Genomic DNA, 19,242 nt, shown 5'->3' with positions numbered 1-19,242 from the left:
GGTTCTCTGGCCAACGGGAGCCGGGCGGGCGAGGCTGCCGGACGTCTGGTCAGCCGACGACGACGCGCTGCGCGCCGAGGCCCGGGGCCTCGATCTCGACCACGTCACCGTGCTTGAGGTAGTCGAACCGGCCGGACATGGCGACGCCTTCGGGGGTGCCGGTGATGATCACGTCGCCCGGCTCCAGGGCCATGAACTGACTGACGTGATGCACCAGGAACGCGGCGCGGAAGACCATGTCCGCCGTCGTCGAGCGCTGGCATTCCACGCCGTTCACGCGCGTGGCGAGGGGGAGCGAGGAGACGTCGAAGGGTGTGCCGTCCGCGCCGACGGCAGGGACCAGCCACGGGCCGAGCGGCGTGGAGCCGGGCAGCGACTTGCCCTTCGTCCACTGACCGCCCGCGCCGCCCAGCTGGAGGGAGCGCTCGGAGAGGTCGTTGGCGAGGACGTAGCCGGCGATGGCGGCCTGCGCCTCGTGTTCGTCGGCCAGGAGGTGCGCGGGGCGGCCGATCACCAGGCCGAGCTCCACCTCCCAGTCGAGCTGCTCTCTGCCGGGCAGGCCCGGGAACTCGTCGTAGGGGCCGGCGACGGTGTTGGCGGGCTTGAGGAACACGACCGGCGACGCCGGCGGCTCCAGGCCGGACTCCGCGGCGTGGGCCGCGTAGTTCAGGCCGATGCCCACCAAGGTTCCGGGGCGGGCCACCGGGGCGCCGATCCGGGCGGACGGCTCGACGGCGGGCAGCCGCCCGGCGTCGAGGGCCAGCTGGGTCTCGGCCACGAAGTCGCGGGAGAGGAAGGCGGAGTCGATGTCCTGCGTCAGGGGCAGGAGGCTGAAATGCCGGGTGCGGCCGTTGGCGTCATCGACAACCACCACGGGCTCCTCGGCCCCGAGGGAGCCGAAACGGGCGAACTTGAGGGTCATGCCACCAGTGTCCGGGCAGGCCGGGGTGAGGGTGAAATGTGACTGCGACGCGCGTCACGGGGAACGGGCGCCGGGGCTGCAGGCCCCGGTCGCTCCGGCCGCCCGGACCGACTCACCGCGGGGCGCTCGTGGAGGCCCGCACGATCAGCCGCGGCTCGATCGAATCGACCGTGAGCGTGGCCGGATCGGAGATGTGGCGCAGCAGATGATCGACCGCCACCCGTGCCATCTCCTCGAACGGCTGGGCCACCGTAGTGAGGGGTGGCGAACAATATTCCGCCAGCGGAATATTGTCCACGCTCACCACGGAGATGTCCTCCGGGACACGTCGGCCGAGCTCGTGCAGCGCCTTGATCACACCGAACGCCATCTCGTCGCTCGAGACGAAGACGGCCGTCACTCCGGGCCGGCGTCCCAGCTCCAGCCCGAGGCGATGACCGGACTCCGGTGACCAGTCGCCCACCAGTTCCTCGGGCGGGACGATGCCCGCGGTCTCGAGGGTCTGCCGCCAGCCGGCGCTGCGGCTCGCGGCGTCATGCCACTCCGGCGGGCCCGAGACGTGCCACACCGAGCGGTGCCCCAGATCCAGCAGGTGCCGGGTGGCCAGCTGGGCGGCCTGGGTCTGGTCGACGGCCACGACTTCGGTGGCGGAGGTCCGGGAACCGTCGATCGAGACGGTCGGGATCGCCCGCGTCAGCTCTTCAATGCCGCGCGTGGCATGTATCAGGGGAAGGGCCAGGATGATGCCCTCGACCCCCTGATCGGCGAGCACCGACATGGCCTCCTCGATGGCCGCCGGATCCAGGGAGGGACTCGTGGCGGCACTCAGCGAATAGCCCGCCTCCCGCGCCGCGGCCTCGACGCCCGAGATGATCGCCGTCCGCGAGTAGTAGCCCGTCTGGAGCTGCACGATCCCGAAGGCCCGGCTGCGGCCCGAGGACAGGGCGCGCGCCGCGTTGTTGCGGCGGTAGCCGAGCTGCTCGACGGCGGCCAGCACCTTGTCCCGCGTGCTGTCCTGCACATTCGTCTGCCCGCGGAGCACCCGCGAGACCGTCTGGGCCGAGACGCCGGCGAGTGCCGCGACGTCGACCATCCCCGGCGCCCTGCGGGGCTTCTTCACAGGCTCGATCACCCCGTGATCCTAACGCGGCACGGCCCGGGACGGACGGTCGTGTCCGGCCCGGGCCGTGTGTCACCGCGCGGGTGTCAGGTCCCGTGCGTCAGGTCAGAGGCTCAGCCGAGCGTCCACCGCTGGTTGGCGTTGCCCGTGCAGGTCCAGAGCTGGATCCCTGCGCCATTGGCCGTGGAGCCGTTGGTGACGTCGAGGCACAGCGTCGGGGACAGGGCCGAGCGGATGGTGCCGTCCGCGTTGACCGTCCACTGCTGATTGGCGCCGCCGTTGCAGTCCCAGATCTCCACCGCAGCGCCCGCGCTCGCCTGGGAGTTCGGCACGTCCAGGCACTTGGCGCCGTACACCTTCACGGTGCCGTCCGCCGCGGTGGTCCACTGCTGGTTGGCGCCGTTGTTGCAGTCCCAGAGGTCCAGGAGCGTGCCGTTCGCGGTGGCAGAGTTGGGGACGTCCAGGCAGCGTCCGGAACCTGCGCCACGCACCTGGCCGGTGGCCGGGACCTGGGCGAGCGTGATGGTCTGGGCTGCCGGGGTGCTCGTGTCGCCGGCGCTGCCGCTGTTGGTCCACGTCCTGGCGGGCGCCGTCTTGCCGGAACCCGTGAGGCTCAGGACGAGGCCGCTGTAGCGGTTGACCAGGCTGTACGTGCCGGTGCTCACGGCCGCGCCGGAGCTGCTCGGCGTGCTCACCTTCGAGATGACGAACCACTGCTGGCCCTGGGTCGCCCCAGCGGAGGGCAGCGAGGCGAGGCTCAAGGCGGTGCCCCAGGCGCGGTTGGCGGTGGAGCCGGAGTTCACGCCGAGGGCCAGGCCGGACGAGGTGTTGGTGATCGTGTAGGCGCCGTCGCCGGTGGGCGTGAACTTCCAGGCGGCCGTGCTGCCCGCGGTGGAGGTCGTCACCGTGGAGAGGGTGGAGGTCCCGCTCTGGTTGAGGGACTGACCGGCGGCCGACTGGATGCGGTACGACTTCGTGGCGTCGATGGTCCGCGCGGGGTTCGCGGTGTCGATGGTGACGTTGACGTACTCCGAGCTGGAGGCCTTCGTCGATCCGGACGGGATGGAGCAGGCGAAGTAGCAGTAGGACCGGAAGGTCTTGCCCACGATCGCGGTGCTCGTGGCGTTGGTCCCGTCCAGGAGCCAGCGGTACCAGGACTGCTGCGTGTAGTTCGGCGCGGTTCCGAGATCCACCCACTTCTGGGTGGCGAGATCCGTGGTGCCGTAGAAGTGCAGCGGTCGGTTGACGCCGTCGCCCAGATCGGTCTGCGGGGTGCCGATGTACATGCCGAGGTAGGCGTTGTAGGAGACGTTCAGGATGAACAGGTCGGAGCCGTTCGCGGGCAGCTGGCCGGCCTGCGCCTGGGCGGCGACACTGCCGGTGTTGGACGGCTTGTACTCGAGGCTCGAGGGCAGGTAGCCGGTGCTGCTCTGCGAGGTGGAGACGATGGTGCTCTCCGCCCCGCCGACGCCGGGGGTGGACCAGCTGCCGTTGTAGTACTTCTGCCAGGACGACGGCGCCATCTTCTGGCTGATCGGGGCGCGCGCCACGTGCTCGGCGAACCCGGGCGCCGCCCAGCCGCCGTTCTTGTTGATCACGCGGGAGCCGTAGAAGACGTAGAAGTAGCCCGAAGCGGTGTCCACGACGAGCCGGGGGTCGCCGTCGCCGTAGTAGTAGGTCTGGTTCGGGAACGCCGTGGTGTCGTTCCGGGTGGTGCTGTAGGGCGAGGTGATCGCGTGGCCGGCGATGGTCCACGTCTTGCCCTGGTCGGTCGACTTCGCGTAGTCGATCGCGTCGTAGTGCACGCCGTCGCCGAACGGCTTGGGCGTGAACTCGTTGTGCACGAGTCCGTACCAGTCACCCGTGTCGGGATCGACCCAGACGCCCGTGAGGTCGCAGTAGTTCTTCTGGGAGTAGGACGAGGTGTCCGGGGCGAACGTGGCGGAGGTTCCCGTGGGGCTGTTGTTGCAGCGTGAGGTGGTGTTGCCGTTCGAATCCGAGGAGTTCGACGGGTTGGTGTAGTTGCTCAGCGTCGAGTTGAAGGTCGCCGTGTCGAGCGTGGTGCCGGTGTAGAAGTCCCAGCGCCGGGCCTCGGTGGCGCCGTACAGGGCCGCCGATTGCTGGAAGTAGAACGACCCGTCCTTGTCGAGGTAGGGCCAGGCGGGGGTGTCCGTCGCGTGGCCGACCTGGACGACGGACCCCGTCGAGACGGTGTAATCCGAGGTGGTCGAGGCCGAGGCGGGCGCGGCGGCGGTGAGGGTGCCTCCGAGGAGACACGCCACCACTGCGGCGGTGCCGAAGCTGGCTGTTTTCATGAGCGATTCCTCTGCGTTGAGCTGGTCGGTGTGCCGCCACAAACCTGAGGACGCCCCCGGAGTTCGGCGCGGAGCCCGGGCGATCCACGGGGGATCGCGGGCTCTTTCGTCGCGCCGACCTCTCATCCATCGTTGAGAACATGCGTGGCATCGATAACATTACGACACGAATCCCCGTCCGGGAATAGCCTTTCGGCGACGGTTTCCCGGACGGGGAGCGTGGGTGTGGTCAGAGAGGGCGAGCGGCGGACGCCAGCAGTCTCCTGCGCTCGGCGGGATCCTGGGCGGCGCGGGCAGCCGCGGCGGCGAGCCCGTACGCGGCGTCCACGACAGCCAGGTCCGCCGACGCCCCGGCGCCGGCCAGGGCGAATTCCGCCGTGTGATGCGCGGCCCCGCCGACGTCGTAACCGACCATCGGGTGGATGCTCGGCACCCGGTGGGAGACGTTGCCCATGTCGGTCGAGGCGACCGCCTCGCCGCGCACGGGAACGCTCCGGCCGCGCCGTTCCATGGCCTCCGCGTAGGCACCGGCGAGGAAGCCGTCCTGCCGCAGATCGGCGAAGACGTTCCCCGACTGCTCGATCTCCAGCGAGCACCCCGTCGCGTGGGCGCCCGCTTCGAAGCACCGCCGCACGGCCGCCCACGCGGCGTCGAGCTGGTCGCGCCGTGGCGCCCGGACCTCGAGCCGTGTGGAGGTCCGGTCCGGGATCACATTGGGCGCCGACCCGCCGTCGGTCACCACCTGGGAGACGACGACGTCGCGCGGCAGCTGCTGCCGCAGGAGCCCCACCGCGGTCTGGGCGATGACCAGGGCGGACAGGGCGTTGACGCCCTCCTCCGGCGCGGTGGCGGCATGTGCGGCCCGACCGTGGAACGTCAGGTCCCAGCAGCCGAGGGCGAGGGAGGAGTTGCCCACGGCGTCCTCCCCGCTCGCATGGACCATGAAGGCCATCGCGGCGCCGTCGAACATCCCTTCCTCCAGGAGGTCGACCTTGCCGCCGTGGGACTCTTCGGCTGGGGTCCCGAGCACTCGGACCGTGAGGTCCAGCGGCCCGGCGGCGGAGGCCAGGGCCAGGGCGGCTCCGAGCGTCGCGGCGGCGTTCACATTGTGACCGCAGGCGTGGCCGATCCCCGGCAGGGCGTCGTACTCGATGCAGAACACGGCCACCAGCTCACCTTCGCCAAACTCCGCCCGCAGCGCGGTGGGCGCGGCCGGCTGCGGGACGTCGAGCCGGAACCCGGCTTCCGCCAGCAGCGCCCGCACCCGCTCCGCCGCCCGGTGTTCCTCCCCGCTGAGCTCAGGATCGGCGTGCAGGCCGTGGCTCAGGTCCAGCATCCGGGGCCGCCAGCGGTCCACCGCTTCGGCGATCAGGGTCTCCGCCCGGAGCTCCGTCGCGCCGCTCACGCCCGGACGCCTTCCGGGAGGGCTGCGGTCCGCTTCGGGTATCCGAGAGACACCACCCCCGCCAGGACGGCGCCCAGACCGAGGACCACCCACAGGGTGGCGAAGCCGCTGAGCGGGATCCTCCCGTCCACCGCGGACGCCGCGGAGATCAGGCGGACCACCGCGGCGCCGATCGAGATGCCGACGGAGAGGGCCAGTTCGTTGAGGCCGGCGGCCGTGGAGGTCTCCTCGACCGGGACGCCTTCCACGCTGAGGGTGCGGGTGGCGGACTGGTACATGCCGAGACCCAGGTAGAAGACCCCGAATCCGGCCACGTACCCGGACGCCGATCCGTGGAGCAGGCCCATCAGCAGGAAGCCCAGAGCCAGCACGGCCGCGGCGCATACGAGGCCTCCGCGCTCGCCGATCCGCGCCATGAGCGGCGGCACGGCGAGGGAGGACAGGAAACCGAGGGCCGAAGCGGCCGCCAGCACGACGGCGATGTCCAGCGGACCCATGCCGAAGCCGAACCCCGCTGTGGTGGCGTCCGCGTGCAGGAACAGGCCGTTGCTGCCGAAGTAGCTGATCGAGGAGAAGCCGAAGAGGAACGTCGCCACGGTGACCGTCCGGACGCGGGGGACCGCGAGCAGGTGGAGATCGATGAAGCGGCGGGGCGCCGCCGTCGTCGTGCTCTTGCGCAGGTCGAGCTTCACCCACAAGGCCAGGAGGGCGACGCCGAGGAGGCCGCTGAGCAGGGTCGGAGCGGACAGCCAGCCCCAGTCGGGGCCCATGGACAGGGCGGTCACGAGGCCGATGAGGCCCAGACTGCACAGCGCGAGGGGCAGGAGCGCGAGGGGTTCGCGCGTGGCGGGCAGACCCTCCGGCAGGAAGAAGGATGCGACGAGCGCGAGGGCGGCGAAGGGGACGGCCACCCAGAACCCGAGGGTCGGGCGTTCGGCGCCCACGATGCCCGCCAGCAGACCGCCGACACCCACCGTGATCATGAGCGTCCCGATCATGGCGCCGACCCCGTTGCGGGTGCTCTCCGGCCGGGTGGCGCGCAGGATCCCCATCATGAGCGGGATGAAGCCGACCACACAGGTCAGCAGCACGACGCCCACCGAGATGGTGAGCAGGCTGGGGGCGACCGCCATCAGGACCGCGCCGGCGGCGACGGTCACGGTGGAAAGTCGCAGGACCCTGCGGCATCCCCAGCTGTCCCCGAGGCGCGAGATGATCGGCGTGAGGACGGCGAAAGCGACGTTCGAGATGAGGAAGAGCCCGTTGATCGTGGGGTCGTCCAGGTGGAGCTCGGGACCGAGGGCGGGCAGGATCGGGTTGAGGTAGCCCTGGGTGATCCCGGACAGGGCCTCGACGAGCGCCATGGCGACGATCAGGCCGAGGACGCTGGTGCGGGTGGAGGGCGGGACGGAAGTGCTGGTGTTCATGGCGGCAACTCTCAGGACGGCGCTGTGGGGCGCCCGTGATGGACATCACTAAGCTAGGAGAATCCGCCTCCACTGCGGCGAAATTGCTTGAATCCTCCAGAGATGGCGTCCTGATGACCGAAAATGCCGAAATATCCGAAGTCGACCTCGCGCTCGCGGGTGCCTTGGAGGTCAATCCGCGCGCGGAGTGGTCCGTGCTCGGGGCCACGCTCGGTCTGGCGCCCACCACCGTCTCCCGCCGTTGGGCAGCGCTGAGCGCGCGGGGCGAGGCCTGGGTCACCCTCGCCCCGGGACCCCGCTATCTGGACGCGGGCTCTTCGGCCTTCCTCTTCCTCTCCACCGCCCCGAAGCGCCAGGAGGCGGTGCTCGACGCGCTCTGCGCCAGCCCCACCTTCGGGACGGTCTCGCGGATGACGGGCGAGTTCGACGTCATGGCGGACTGCTTCGCCCCGGACTATGACGAGCTCATGGACGCGGTCTCCGGCGTCCTGTCCGGGCTGCCGGGGGTGAGCCGCTGGGAGGTGGTCCTGGCGACCCGCCTCCATCGGGAGGGCGCCCAGTGGCGGCTCGGAACCCTGGATCCGGGCCAGGAGCGGGCGCTGGGCGGCGGCCCGGCCGGCCGCAGGCCTGGCAGGCTCGGCGCCGTGGATGCGGCCCTGGTGGCCGCGCTGAGTGAGGACGGCCGGGCGGGCTGGGAGAAGCTGGCGGCCCGGGTGGGGGTGTCCCCGCAGACCGCGCGACGGCGGACCGAACAGCTCCTCGCCGGTGGTCACGTGACGCTGCGGTGCGATTTCTCCACGGCCTTCCGCCCACGCCACCGGGAGGTGACGATCGTGCTGAGCGTGCCCGCGGCGCACCTCGAGCAGGCGGGCCGGTTCTTCGCGGACCAGCCCAGCTGCCGGGTGAGCGCGCAGGTCCTCGGACGCGGCAACCTCCTCGCCACGTTCTGGGTGCGGGACCTTCTGGAAGTCCACGCCCTCGAACTGCGGGTGCTCCAGCAGATCCCGAGCGCCGTCGTGCTCGGGCGACAGGCCGTGGTGCGGACGGACAAGAGGTCCGGGCACCGGCTGGATCGGGCGGGGCGTTCGATCGGCGTGGTGCCACTGCCGCTGGGAGGGTGAGGTGGTGGGCCGGGCGTCTCAGTTCCCCCGCAGGCGGTCCATCTCGCGGCGGTCCTTCTTGGTGGGGCGTCCGGTGCCCCGGTCCCGGACCGGGATGCCGAGCTGCGGGGCCAGCGGGCGCGGCGGAGTGCGGTCCGTGAACGCGTGCGACGCCGCCTCCGCCCCCACGCGCTTGGCGATCAGCTGGCGCACCTCGAGGATGCGCTCGTAGCCGGGCATGCGGATGCGGACCTCATCGCCGGGGATCACGATCTGTGACGCCTTGACCGGATTCCCGTTCAGCCGGACGTGGCCCGCCCGGCAGGCCGCCGTGGCCGCGGAGCGGGTCTTGTAGGCGCGCACGGCCCAGAGCCACGCATCCACTCGGACGGCGTTGGGCGCGGACTTGGAGAGGGACGAGGTCCCGGAAGGGGCAGCCATGGGTATTGATTATGCGCCTTAAGCGCCCTTGGCGTGCTGTTCCTCCGGATCCTGGGACGGCCGGAGGATGCCCGGGACGGTGTTCCGGCCCGAGCCGTTCGGCCGGGGTGCGCTGCGCCCGGCGCTCTTCTGCGTGGTCTTCTTCGGGGCGCGGGGGCTGCTCGCGGGGACACTCGTAGTGACTGCGACGGCGGGTTCCGGCGCCGCTTCCAGGACGGGTTCGAGCTCCGGATCCTGTGCGGCGCGGAGACCCGCCTGCTCGGCCCGGGGCGTTTCGTCGGCGAGCGGCGCGGCCGGTTCGGGCAGCGTCACCTTGACGGACGGCGCGGGCTTGGCGGCGTCGGCGTTGCCAGTGGGCCCCACGGCCGCGGCGGACGCGGTCTTCTCGGGCTTCTCCGCCGCATCCGCCGCCGGTGTGGTGGGGCCGGCGGGCTTGCGCCAGGACGCGATGAGACCGGACTTGCCGTTCGCCGTGGGCGTTCCGGAAGCCGCCGCGGCGGTGCTGGACGACGAGGCGGGAACCCGGCCAGGGCCGTCTCCCGCAGCAGAGGAGGTGACGGCGGCGGGCGCGGAGGCGTCGGCGTCGTGCGGCGTGGTCTGGCGTGCGGCGACCACACGGCCGCCGAGCGAGCGCCCCGCGCCGATCAGCCGGGTCGCGCCCAGATAGACCAGGCGGCCGAGGCCCGTGAAGACCAGCGCCATGCAGCCCGCGAAGAGCACCAGGGCCGCCAGGAAGGCGGCGATCATCAGCGTCCCCACGAAGGTGAGGTTCAAGATCATGGTCGTATCAGATGTCATTCGCCGTCATCCCCTTTGGCGGTGTGCAGACCAGGTGTCAGGGCGCTTTCCTAGGACGCTCTGACGGAACTCTGAAATTCAACGGTAGCGACCGGGGCGCGGTCAGGGGAACGACGTGTCGGGTCCGTTGCGGAATCGTAGTTCGTTTGTGATGAAAAATGACAGGTCCGGACCCGCCGCGCGGCCCGCGTACCCTTAAAGCTGGTCATTTTCGGCGTGCTTCGCTCCGCGCGGGGTCGAGAGGTTATGGAAAGGGGCGTGCCCGGTGGACACCACGGACCTCTCGCGACGGCTCGCCACGCTCGAAGTGCTGACCAAAGGCCCCGCCTGGGCGCTGACACGATCGGCCCCCTGGGTGATCGCCGTCCTGCAGTCCACCTTCACCCGGACCCGGCCGAGCCTGACCCTCGAGGAGTTCCACGCGGAACTCGACCTCTGCCTGGAACAGCTGCGCGCCACCGACCCGACGGTCGCGGGCGCGAACACCGGACGCACCGTGGCCGATGAGTGGACGCGCCGGAAGTTCGTGACCCGACGGCACCACTCCGGGCACATCGTCTACGAACTCACCGAAGCGGCGTCCCGCGTGCTCGCCTTCCTGGAGAGTCTCAGCTCGCCCCGCTCCACGCTCACCGGCTCCCGTCTCGGCACGCTGCTGAACGATGTCGAGAAGCTGGCCCACGAGACCAACCCGGACCAGACGGCACGCCTGGAGTCCCTCCGCGAGGAGATCCAGGAACGCGAGGAACTGATCCGCGGCATCACCTCCGGTGAGCTCGACGGGCTGCTGGACGAGGATGAGGCCGTGGAAGCCACGGAGAACATCCTGGACCTCGCCGCGAGCCTCCCGGCCGACTACAAGAAGATGCGCGACAGCATCGAGGACCTGGTGGGCAAGCTCCGTAACCAGATCATCGAGGAGTCCCTGACCAAGGGCGCCACGATGGCCCAGGTGCTGGAACAGGACCGCATCCTCCGCCAGAGCCCCGAGGGCAGGACCTTCCGCTCCTTCACCGCGTTCCTTGAGGACCCTCAGCAGCAGTTGCGGTTCCGCTCGGCGATCGCCGAGGTGCTGAGCCGTCAGTTCGCGGACACCCTCGCCGCCGAGGACCGCGAGACCCTCAAGAGCCTCGTCTCTGAGCTCCGGAACCAGCACGCGCAGATCCAGCGGATCTATGGCAAGCTCTCCGAGAGCCTCAACACCTATGTGCAGAGCGACGATTTCCGGCATTCGCTCCGCCTCCGGCAGGCGCTCCGGCAGGCAGAACAGGCCGTCCGCGGCCTTCCCTATGAACGGGACAAGCCGGGCTTCGCGGCCGCGCCGGAGCTGTTCGGCGGCGTGCTGGAATCGATCTCCATGGTGCAGCTGTTCGACCCAGACGAATTCGAGGAGCCGCCACGGCTGGCGGATCCCATCGACTTCGCCGAGCAGGACCGGACCCGCGCGCCGCGGACGCCGAAGGCCAAACCGGCGCTGATCCGGACCGCCCTGGCCGGGGCGCAGACGGTGGGCGGGGCCTGGTCCGCCCTCCCGCCCCAGGAACGGCACATCAACTCGATCCGTGCCCTGCTGTCCGAAGCGCTCAACTCCGGGGCGGCGTTCTCCGCCGGCGGCCAGGAGAACGTGGAGTTCGAGCAGGTGGACGGCAGCCTGCGCGCCGCGACGGTGCCGCTCGTGACGCTGCCGGGCAGTGCCGGCGGCACCGCCGTCGAAGGCGCGCATGCGCCGGACACGCCAGGTGGGCCGGCGACGCAGACGTCGAGCACCAAGCGCAGGCAACGCAAGAAGGAAGGACAGGAATGAGCGAGCAGATCCACGGCGTCGACGCCCGGGACACCTTCGTGGACGGAGCCGAGCTCTACCCCGGCGACACCGGCGTCCTCCCTCTGCGGCTCCGTCATGCCCTCGTGCGCCTGCTCAAGGGTCCCTATGTGGACGGCGGGCGCGACGAGAAGCTGTGGACCACGCTGACCGATCATCAGCAGGTCCTCCGGTCGCGCCTCTCGGAGCTGTTCCTGACCCTGCACCTGGACCACGAACGCAAGATCGCCGTCCTGCGCCCGGTGGACCCGGAGCTGCTCGGCGGCAACGCCCGGTCCAGCCTGCTCCGGCAGCAGCGGGCGCTCAGCCGCGTGGAGACCATCGTCCTGCTGCGCCTCCGGCTCCTCCTCGACCGGCACAGCGAGGCCCAGACGGAGCCCACGGTCACCCTGGAGGAGATCGCGGAGATCGTGGCGCACTACCAGCCCGCCGCGGAGCAGGACGCGTACCGGGACGCCAAGACCGTCCAGGCCGCCGTCGAGAAGCTCCGCGCCCGCCAGCTCCTCCTGCCGACCGGTCTGGAGAACGTCTACGGCATCAGCGGCGCCCTGCCGCTGGCCCTCCCGTTCGACAGCATCACCGCCATCACGGCCCAGCTGGAAAGACTCCAGCACGCCACGGAGGACGCGGTGGGCACCCAGGCGCTCCTGGACATCGACGACGCCGGTGACGTCGACGCGGAGCCGGACGACGCCGACTCGGACGTCGCCGACTCGGACGTCGCCGACTCGGACGTCGCCGACGTCGCCCAGCCCACTGACGAGCCCGGAACCCATGAGGAGGAGCAGGCATGAGCATCCCCGTGCTGCTGCCCATCGGTGACGACATCAACCCGGGCCAGATGCGACTGGCGAGGGTCCAGCTCGTCAACTGGGGCACGTTCCACGGCGCCCATGTCATGCACGTCGACCGCCGCGGCACCCTCCTGACCGGCAACTCCGGCGTCGGCAAGTCCACGCTCTTCGACGCCATGCTCCGCGTGTTCGACGCCCGGCCCCGTTCCAACGAGGCCGCCGCGGCCCGGATGGGCGGCGCGGTGGACGATAAGCGCACCACCTACACCTACATGCGCGGCAAGGTCGGCGACCGCGCCACCACGGACGGCGCCACGAGCGCGTTCCAGCGGCCGGGCGCCACCTGGTCGGCCGTCGCGCTGACCTTCGACAATGCCGCCGGCACCACGGTGACGCTCTCCGCCCTCTTCGACCTGCCGAAGAACGGCACCGAGGCCAATGTGGGCCGCCACTACATGATCGACTCCGTCCCGCTCGACGTGGACGTGCTGGAGACCCTGGCGCACAAACGCTTCACGCGCTCGGCCCTTGAGGACGCCTTCCCCGGCGCACAGGTGTTCGACGTGCACCGCACCTTCGCCGAACGGTTCCGGCGCATCCTCGGCATCGGCAGCGACCAGGCCCTGCCGCTCCTGCGCGTCATCCAGGCCGGCAAGGGTCTCGGCGGCAGCGTCAACACCTTCTTCCGTGACCAGGTCCTCGACCCGCCCGCCACGCTGGACGCCGCGGACGCCGTCGTGGAGGAGTTCAGCAACCTCATCTCGATCCGTCAGCGGCTCGAGGACGTCCGCCTCCAGCGCGATGATCTCGCCCCCGTCCCGCAGCTGAACAAGGACTACGCCCGCCACCTGCTGGAAGCCAACCGCCTCCGGACCCTGGGCGGCACCGAGTTCGACGCGCAGCGGCAGGCGCTCGCCGTCGTCGTGCATGAGAACACCGTGGCGCGGCTCAAGGCGCTCGCCGCGGACAAGGCGCAGGCGCTCAAGGCCGAGCGGATGAGCCGCGACGCGCTCGCCGCGCAGCTGCGCGAGCTGGAACTCGACTACAACAACCAGGGCGGCAACGCGATCGCCTCGATCGAGGCGGGTCTGGAGAACGCGCGGCTGGCGCAGCGGCTCCGTCGTGACCTCGAGACGACCGTGCAGAAGCAACTGCGCGACGCCGGTCTGGAACTCCAGTGGACGGCCGAGGGCTGGGCGCAGGCGCACCAGCAGGCCGAGCGGCGCAGCGCCGAGCTGACGGGCGACGCCGAATCCCTCAAGGCGCTCCGCTTCGAGGCTTTCGACGCCCACGCCACCGCCAAGCGCGAGCTGGAGGAGGCCGGGAAGGAGCTGCGGTCCCTGCAGTCGGGCACGTCGCTCATGCCGCAGCCCGCCCTCGAGAACCGGGCCGCGATCGCCGCGGCGCTGGAGGTCGAGATCTCGGAGCTGCCGTTCGCCGGCGAGCTGATGGACCTGCTCCCCGAGGAGGACCGGTGGCGTCCCGCCGCCGAGCGCGCCCTGCGCAATCTCGCCACCACGCTCCTCGTCCCGGGCGAGCTGTTCACCCGCGTGACCGAATTCCTGGACGGCACCACGATCCGCGGGGCCCTGCGCGCCGTCGACGTCTCCCGCGTCCTGCCCGGCGCGGAAGCGGCCCTGTCCGCCGTGGAACCCCGGGACCTGCTGGCGAAGCTGCGCTTCCTGGAGACCGGGCTGACACCGGCCCGGGAGACGGCCGTCGAGTGGCTGCGCGAGCGGATCGCGCTGGACTACGCGTATCCGTGCGTGGAGGACCCGGCCGAGCTCGCCGGGCTGGAACGCGGCCTGTCGCTGGGCGGCGTGGTCAAGCGCAACAGCCACACCGTGGAGAAGGACGACCGCTTCGCCGCGCGTCGTGACTTCGTGCTCGGCTTCGACAACGCCAGCAAGGTCGCCATGGTCCAGGACCGGATCGCCGAGCTGCGGGAGACCCTCAAAGCCGCGGAGACCGTGGCCCAGGACCGCGAGGATTCGCACCAGGGTGTGGCCCGGCAGCTCGAGGCTCTGCGCCGGGTCGCCGCGGACCACCGCGAGTGGAGCGAGGTCTCCGCGGAGGTCGCGGCCGAGGAGGTGCAGCGGCTGGAGCGGCGTCTGGCCGATGCGCTCGCGGCCCAGGCCGATCTGGAGCCCCTGCGGGCCAAGGTCGAGCAGACCCGGAGGCAGCACCAGGAGAGCACCGAGGCCGCGGCCGTCCTCCAGAACGAGTACAAGGCGCTGGACGCCCAGCTCGTCTCCGCGGACAAGCTGCTCGCCGCCGCCCGCAAGCGCGTGGCGGAGAACCCGCCGTCGCCCGAGACCGTGGAGGCGCTCGCCCCGCGGTTCGAGGAGATGGGGGAGTTCGGGGACATCGCCGAGCTCGACCTGGCCGCCGTGCGCGTGCGCTCCGCCCTGCAGGACGAGCTGCACTGGGCCGAAAGTGCCGCGCAGGCCACGGCCGAGCGCCTGACCAGGATCTTCGACTCGTTCGCCCGCCGCTGGGGCGGCACCGTCTCGGCGGATCACGGCACTGGGATCGGGGCCGCGCCGGACTACGAACAGCGCTACCACGCGATCGTCCGGGACGGTCTGCCCGCTCAGGAGGAGGAGTTCCGGGCCTTCTTCAACCAGCGCACCCACGAGTCCTTCTCCACCCTGCTGCACCTTCTGGACGAGGAACGGCGCGCCATCACGAGCCGCATCCTGCCGCTCAACGGCATCCTCGCCGGTGTGGACTTCCATGAGGGCAGCCACCTGGAACTCGACATCAAGCAGACGGTCCCGCCGAGCGCCAAGGCGTTCAAGGACGCCATCTCGCGGGCGCTGCGGGTCCGGCCTGCGCGCGGCGCGGAGGCGGCTTCCGAGGGTGCGCCCGGCGCCACGGCCGACGACGACGAGCTCACCATCCGCTACAAGACCCTCGAGAATCTGGTCACCAGGCTCTCCTCCCAGGCGCCGGAGGATCGCCGCTGGCGGGCGGAGGTCCTGGACGTCCGAGGGCACCTGTTCATCGCGTGCAAGGAGCACCGCATGGTCCAGGTGGAGGGCGAGGAGCCCCGGGCCGAGGTGTTCATGCACTCGGACACCGGCTCCATGTCCGGTGGCGAGCGGCAGCGGTTCACGGCGTTCATCATGGCGGCGGCCCTGAGCTACCAGCTGGGCATCGCGGAGCAGGGCTTCACGAGCTACGGCACCGTGATGATGGACGAGGCGTTCGTGCTGGCCAGCGAGGAGTTCGCGGGTCAGGGCATCGCCGCGCTGCACGAGTTCGGCTTCCAGCTGCTCCTGGCGGCGCCGGAGAACGTGATCGATCTCTCACGCCACCTCGGATCCGTCACGGAGATCCTGCGGGACCGCCGCACGAACCGCTCGGGCGTCCTGCCGATCGGGGGCAAGGCCGCCCCAGGTCAGCCCCGGAGTGAGGCGAACCCCGTGGACATCCGGCTGGGGTAGCGGGGCTGGCCCGGGTCGGTCCGGGGGCCGGGGTGGGAGTGGGCGTGGTCCGCAGGCCCGCCGCGGCTCTCCCCGCCGAAACAGTGAGTTTCCGCCGAAACAGTGTGTTCTGCTCACTGTTTCGGCGGAAACTCACTGTTTCGGCACGTGTTCGTCGCAGCGGGTCCGGCGGGGGCGTCCGCGGGGTGCGCGTCGGCCGGGGCCCGGGAGCTGTCGGGCCGCCGGGCAGCCGTGGGACAATGGAAGGTGATGGCTTCCTCACCCCGTAACCCCAGCTCCGAAACGCCCAGCAACGGCAAGGCTTCCGCGCGCCCGGCGCGTGCCGGCGTCGTGCCCGCCAAAATCCAGGGTTCGGCACACGGTGAAGCGGTCGCGAAGGTGGCCCTCACCGAGGACCGCCCGCAGGTCCGCCCCGCGGCCGAAGGCTGGGAGCAGGCCCGCACCACCGAGGGCCGCCCGCTCCTGCAGTTCGCCTCGCCGCGCGTGAAGCAACCGCCGCAGCACCTCGCGGACATGACCCTGGACGAGCGCGCCGCGAAGCTCAAGGAGCTAGGACTGCCCGCCTTCCGCGCCAAGCAGCTCTCCACGCACTACTTCCAGCACTGGACCACGGACCCCGAGCAGATGAGCGATCTGCCGAAGGCCGGCCGTGAGGAACTGGTCGAGGCCATGTTCCCGCCGCTCCTGACGCAGGTCCGCCGCCTCCGGACGGATGACGGCAACACCATCAAGTTCCTCTGGCGGCTGTTCGACGGCGCGCTGGTCGAGTCCGTGCTCATGCGCTACCCCGGCCGCATCACCCTCTGCGTCTCCTCCCAGGCGGGCTGCGGCATGAACTGCCCGTTCTGCGCCACGGGCCAGGCCGGCCTGACCCGCAATATGTCCACGGCGGAGATCGTGGACCAGGTGGTGGCCGCGAACCGTGCCATCGCCGCGGGCGAGCTGGGCGAGAAGGAGCACGACGACGAGCGCGTCACCAACATCGTCTTCATGGGCATGGGTGAGCCGCTGGCCAATTACAAGCGCGTCATGGCGGCGGTGCACCGCTTCGTCGACCCGTCCCCGCAGGGCCTCGGCATGAGCGCCCGCAACATCACGGTGTCCACGGTCGGGCTGGTACCGGCGATCCGTAAGCTCGCGGACGAGGATGTCCCCGTGACGTTCGCGCTGTCCCTGCACGCCCCGGACGACGAGCTCCGGGACGAGCTGATCCCCGTCAACAACCGCTGGAACGTGGACGAGGCGATCGACGCCGCGTACGACTACTTCCGCAAGACCGGCCGCCGCGTGAGCATCGAGTATGCGCTCATCAAGGACATGAACGACCATGCCTGGCGTGCCGCGCTCCTGGCCAAGAAGCTCAACCGGCGTGGCCGGGGCTGGGTCCACGTGAACCCGATCCCGCTGAACCCGACCCCCGGCTCGATCTGGACGGCCTCCGAGCCGGAGATCCAGGACCTCTTCGTCGCCACCCTGCGCGACGCCGGCGTGCCCACCACGCTGCGGGACACCCGCGGCAAGGAGATCGACGGCGCCTGCGGGCAGCTCGCCGCGGCGGAGTAAGCGGCACGTGACTCGGAGCGGCGCACTGGACGAGGCGCCCGGCGACGGCCGGGCCGCCGGAGGGCGCGTACGGGCCGTGGGCTCGTTCTTCCGGGAGATGCTGTTCAGCATCGGGCCGGCGGGGCGTGATCATCACCCGGCCGCCCGCGTGGCGCTCGGGCTCTTCCTGCCACTGCTCCTGCTGGTCCTGACGGGACGTCTGGACCTTGCGATCTTTGCCAACTTCTCCGCGTTCACGGGCATCTACGGCCGTAACGAACCGCACCGGATGCGTGTGGTCACGCAGGCGCGGGCCGGTCTCCTCATGTTCGGGGTGCTCATGGCCGCGACGCTCCTGGCCCGGCAGAGCCCCGGTGGGGTCCTCGACCCCTGGGTCAGCGTCGCCGTCACCACCGGCGTCGCGTGGGCCTGTTCGGTGATCGCGGGGCTGTGGCATCTGCGGCCCGCGGGTTCCCTGTTCTACATCTTCGCCTTCGCGGCCGTCGCGTCCGTGCCGCATCAGCCGCCCCTCTGGGAGGTGGCCCTGACCTCGATCCTGACGATCGCCCTGTGCCTCGGCATCGGCCTCCTGTCCCGGGTCAGGCCGTCCCATCGCACGCCGCTGAACTGGAAAGAGCTGCGGAGGGTCTGGCGGATCCGGGTGGCTCCCGCGGAACAGCGCATGGTGTGGATCGAGTCCGTGGGATACATCGTGGCGCCGGCCATCGCGGGCTGTGTCGCGACGGCGGTGGGCCAGGCGCTCGGCTTCGGGCACAACTACTGGGCCATGGTCGCGTCCGTGGTGCCGCTCGTGGGGCATTCCACCCGGCATCGTGTGACCCGCGGTCTTCAGCGTGTGTTCGGCACCGTGGTGGGTCTCGCCGTGCTCGGCGCGATCGTGGCGCTCCGGCCGGAGGTGTGGCAGATGGTGGTGCTCATCGCGCTGTGCCAGTTCGGCGTCGAACTCCTGATCACCCGGCAGTACTTCCTGGCACAGGTGCTCGTGACCCCGCTGGCCTTGCTGTCCACGCTCCTGGTCGCTCCGGTGGAGCCGGGTGCGCTGTTCCACGACCGGCTCATCGACACCGTGATCGGATCGGCTGTCGGCTTGCTCGTGGTGATCGCGCCGGCGGTGTTCCGGCGGGTTGTGGCGTCCCGGCGGGCGTGACCCTGGGTCTTGTGCCCGCCCCTGCTGCCGAGTTCGCTAGTGAGGGTGTGAGGTCGCTACATCGTGTAGCGACCTCACACCCTCGATAGCGAACTCACCCAGTTCTGCCTGACCCTGGACTCCCGGCCCCCGGCGCGAACCTCAGAGGCCCTGGACGCGGTCCAGGAACAGCTGGGCGCGTTCCTTCAGGCCCACGATGCGTTCCTTCACGACGACGGCGGGGTCCGGGTTGATCTCGTTCTTCGGCGGCTCCACGCGCACGTTGGCGCTGCAGTCGAAGTCGGCGCAGATCAACGTGCCGACGGTGTTCCCGTCACGGCCGGACTGGCCTGCGCGGCGGGCCACCCACAGGAACACGTCGTTCTTGGCGTGAACGGCCCGGCAGAGTTCGCAGAGCACGGACCGGTTCTTCCGGGCCCCGCCTTCGGGCGCCCGGAGCAGGACGGAGGTGAGCTTGCCGTCGTCGGACGGCAGGACGAGGTAGCCGCGCAGGGGCATCTTGGGGTCCCGCCAGCCGAGGTAGTCCAGGTTCTCCCAGTCCAGGGAGTCGAAGTCCTTGGGGAGGTTGAGCTTGGAGGCCTCGGAGCGGCTGGCGTTGATGAAGGAGGCGCGGATCTTCTGGGCGCTGGGTTGCTGCATGGTTCTGTGCTTTCACGGTGAGTCGGTGGAGAACCGCCGCGAGCTCGCCCGGAAGACTCCGGCGGGCAGAGATATGCCCGGGGTCTGAGCGAAGAGGAACCGGCGGTTCAGTGGTGAGAGGAGGAGGGCACGGGTGCGCAGCAGGCCATGACGGCCACCCCGCGATCCGCGGCATGAGGCACGGTACTGGTGCGCATGCTCAACTCCTCTGCCCGGACGGCACCGGGATGTGAAAGCGTCTTTTCCGACTTCTCCAGTGTAGCGCGCCCTGTGGAATGTGCGCTTCGTCACATCGGCGAC

The 19,242-nt window shown here is 70.7% G+C and carries 14 protein-coding genes; 6 read left to right on the top strand and 8 right to left on the bottom strand.

Annotated features, from left to right (window positions below; genetic code table 11):
* Positions 1-49 precede the first annotated feature (49 nt).
* The 5 genes from P9849_RS15685 to P9849_RS15665 all read right to left on the bottom strand — a co-directional run bounded on the left by P9849_RS15685 (position 50) and on the right by P9849_RS15665 (position 7,189).
* Positions 50-922, bottom strand: coding sequence for a fumarylacetoacetate hydrolase family protein (locus P9849_RS15685; RefSeq protein ID WP_278267631.1), 873 nt, complete (start codon positions 920-922; stop codon positions 50-52).
* 112 nt (positions 923-1,034) lie between these two features.
* Positions 1,035-2,054, bottom strand: coding sequence for a LacI family DNA-binding transcriptional regulator (locus P9849_RS15680; RefSeq protein ID WP_278267630.1), 1,020 nt, complete (start codon positions 2,052-2,054; stop codon positions 1,035-1,037).
* A gap of 101 nt (positions 2,055-2,155) precedes the next feature.
* Entirely contained in the window at positions 2,156-4,357 is a 2,202-nt protein-coding gene (locus P9849_RS15675) for an RICIN domain-containing protein (protein ID WP_278267629.1), read from the bottom strand.
* Between the two features lie 229 nt (positions 4,358-4,586).
* Positions 4,587-5,762, bottom strand: coding sequence for an amidohydrolase (locus P9849_RS15670; protein WP_278267628.1), 1,176 nt, complete (start codon positions 5,760-5,762; stop codon positions 4,587-4,589).
* The gene (locus P9849_RS15665; protein WP_278267627.1) at positions 5,759-7,189 is read right to left on the bottom strand and encodes an MFS transporter; all 1,431 of its coding nucleotides are present in this window, start codon (positions 7,187-7,189) and stop codon (positions 5,759-5,761) included. The genes P9849_RS15670 and P9849_RS15665 overlap by 4 nt, the downstream gene beginning before the upstream one ends.
* Positions 7,190-7,302: 113 nt before the next feature.
* On the opposite strand from P9849_RS15665, the gene P9849_RS15660 reads away from it, so the two are divergent.
* Positions 7,303-8,310 carry an AsnC family transcriptional regulator gene (locus tag P9849_RS15660; RefSeq protein ID WP_278267626.1) on the top strand — a complete coding sequence of 336 codons (1,008 nt, stop codon included), beginning with the start codon at positions 7,303-7,305 and terminating at the stop codon, positions 8,308-8,310.
* Between the two features lie 18 nt (positions 8,311-8,328).
* Here P9849_RS15660 and P9849_RS15655 read toward each other — a convergent pair whose 3' ends face one another.
* Positions 8,329-8,730 (bottom strand): RNA-binding S4 domain-containing protein, encoded by a 402-nt coding sequence (locus P9849_RS15655; RefSeq protein WP_278267625.1) that lies wholly within the window; start codon positions 8,728-8,730, stop codon positions 8,329-8,331.
* Between the two features lie 18 nt (positions 8,731-8,748).
* On the bottom strand, positions 8,749-9,510 hold the full coding sequence (locus P9849_RS15650; RefSeq protein WP_278267624.1) for a hypothetical protein: 762 nt from the start codon (positions 9,508-9,510) through the stop codon (positions 8,749-8,751).
* Between the two features lie 283 nt (positions 9,511-9,793).
* Between P9849_RS15650 and P9849_RS15645 the strand changes: the two genes are divergently transcribed.
* The 5 genes from P9849_RS15645 (at position 9,794) to P9849_RS15625 (ending at position 18,303) form a co-directional block, all read left to right on the top strand.
* A complete protein-coding gene (locus tag P9849_RS15645) occupies positions 9,794-11,332 on the top strand; it encodes a DUF3375 family protein (RefSeq protein WP_278267623.1) in 1,539 nt (512 codons plus the stop codon).
* Positions 11,329-12,144, top strand: coding sequence for a DUF4194 domain-containing protein (locus P9849_RS15640; protein WP_278267622.1), 816 nt, complete (start codon positions 11,329-11,331; stop codon positions 12,142-12,144). The genes P9849_RS15645 and P9849_RS15640 overlap by 4 nt, the downstream gene beginning before the upstream one ends.
* The gene (locus tag P9849_RS15635; protein ID WP_278267621.1) at positions 12,141-15,593 is read left to right on the top strand and encodes an ATP-binding protein; all 3,453 of its coding nucleotides are present in this window, start codon (positions 12,141-12,143) and stop codon (positions 15,591-15,593) included. Before P9849_RS15640 ends, P9849_RS15635 begins: the two co-directional genes overlap by 4 nt.
* A 249-nt stretch (positions 15,594-15,842) precedes the next feature.
* Positions 15,843-17,156: a 23S rRNA (adenine(2503)-C(2))-methyltransferase RlmN gene (rlmN, locus tag P9849_RS15630; RefSeq protein WP_107003302.1), complete on the top strand. Its 1,314-nt coding sequence runs from the start codon at positions 15,843-15,845 to the stop codon at positions 17,154-17,156.
* 7 nt (positions 17,157-17,163) lie between these two features.
* Complete coding sequence (locus P9849_RS15625) at positions 17,164-18,303, top strand: FUSC family protein (RefSeq protein ID WP_347567906.1); 1,140 nt, start codon at positions 17,164-17,166, stop codon at positions 18,301-18,303.
* Positions 18,304-18,444: 141 nt separating this feature from the next.
* Here the strand turns inward: P9849_RS15625 and P9849_RS15620 are convergent, their stop codons facing one another.
* Positions 18,445-18,942 carry an FBP domain-containing protein gene (locus tag P9849_RS15620; RefSeq protein WP_278267620.1) on the bottom strand — a complete coding sequence of 166 codons (498 nt, stop codon included), beginning with the start codon at positions 18,940-18,942 and terminating at the stop codon, positions 18,445-18,447.
* Positions 18,943-19,242: the final 300 nt, after the last annotated feature.

This window comes from Arthrobacter sp. Y-9 (genome assembly GCF_029690065.1).
Lineage (GTDB): Bacteria > Actinomycetota > Actinomycetes > Actinomycetales > Micrococcaceae > Arthrobacter_E.
This window is presented reverse-complemented; position numbering and strand designations above follow the sequence as displayed.

Bases quoted from the DNA above. Each gene is read 5' to 3' on its own strand.
- P9849_RS15665 (WP_278267627.1), bottom strand. From the start codon at position 7,189: ATGAACACCAGCACTTCCGTCCCGCCCTCCACCCGCACCAGCGTCCTC.
- P9849_RS15660 (WP_278267626.1), top strand. From the start codon at position 7,303: ATGACCGAAAATGCCGAAATATCCGAAGTCGACCTCGCGCTCGCGGGT.
- rlmN (WP_107003302.1), top strand. From the start codon at position 15,843: ATGGCTTCCTCACCCCGTAACCCCAGCTCCGAAACGCCCAGCAACGGC.
- P9849_RS15675 (WP_278267629.1), bottom strand. From the start codon at position 4,357: ATGAAAACAGCCAGCTTCGGCACCGCCGCAGTGGTGGCGTGTCTCCTC.
- P9849_RS15620 (WP_278267620.1), bottom strand. From the start codon at position 18,942: ATGCAGCAACCCAGCGCCCAGAAGATCCGCGCCTCCTTCATCAACGCC.
- P9849_RS15655 (WP_278267625.1), bottom strand. From the start codon at position 8,730: ATGGCTGCCCCTTCCGGGACCTCGTCCCTCTCCAAGTCCGCGCCCAAC.
- P9849_RS15635 (WP_278267621.1), top strand. From the start codon at position 12,141: ATGAGCATCCCCGTGCTGCTGCCCATCGGTGACGACATCAACCCGGGC.
- P9849_RS15685 (WP_278267631.1), bottom strand. From the start codon at position 922: ATGACCCTCAAGTTCGCCCGTTTCGGCTCCCTCGGGGCCGAGGAGCCC.
- P9849_RS15650 (WP_278267624.1), bottom strand. From the start codon at position 9,510: ATGATCTTGAACCTCACCTTCGTGGGGACGCTGATGATCGCCGCCTTC.
- P9849_RS15640 (WP_278267622.1), top strand. From the start codon at position 11,329: ATGAGCGAGCAGATCCACGGCGTCGACGCCCGGGACACCTTCGTGGAC.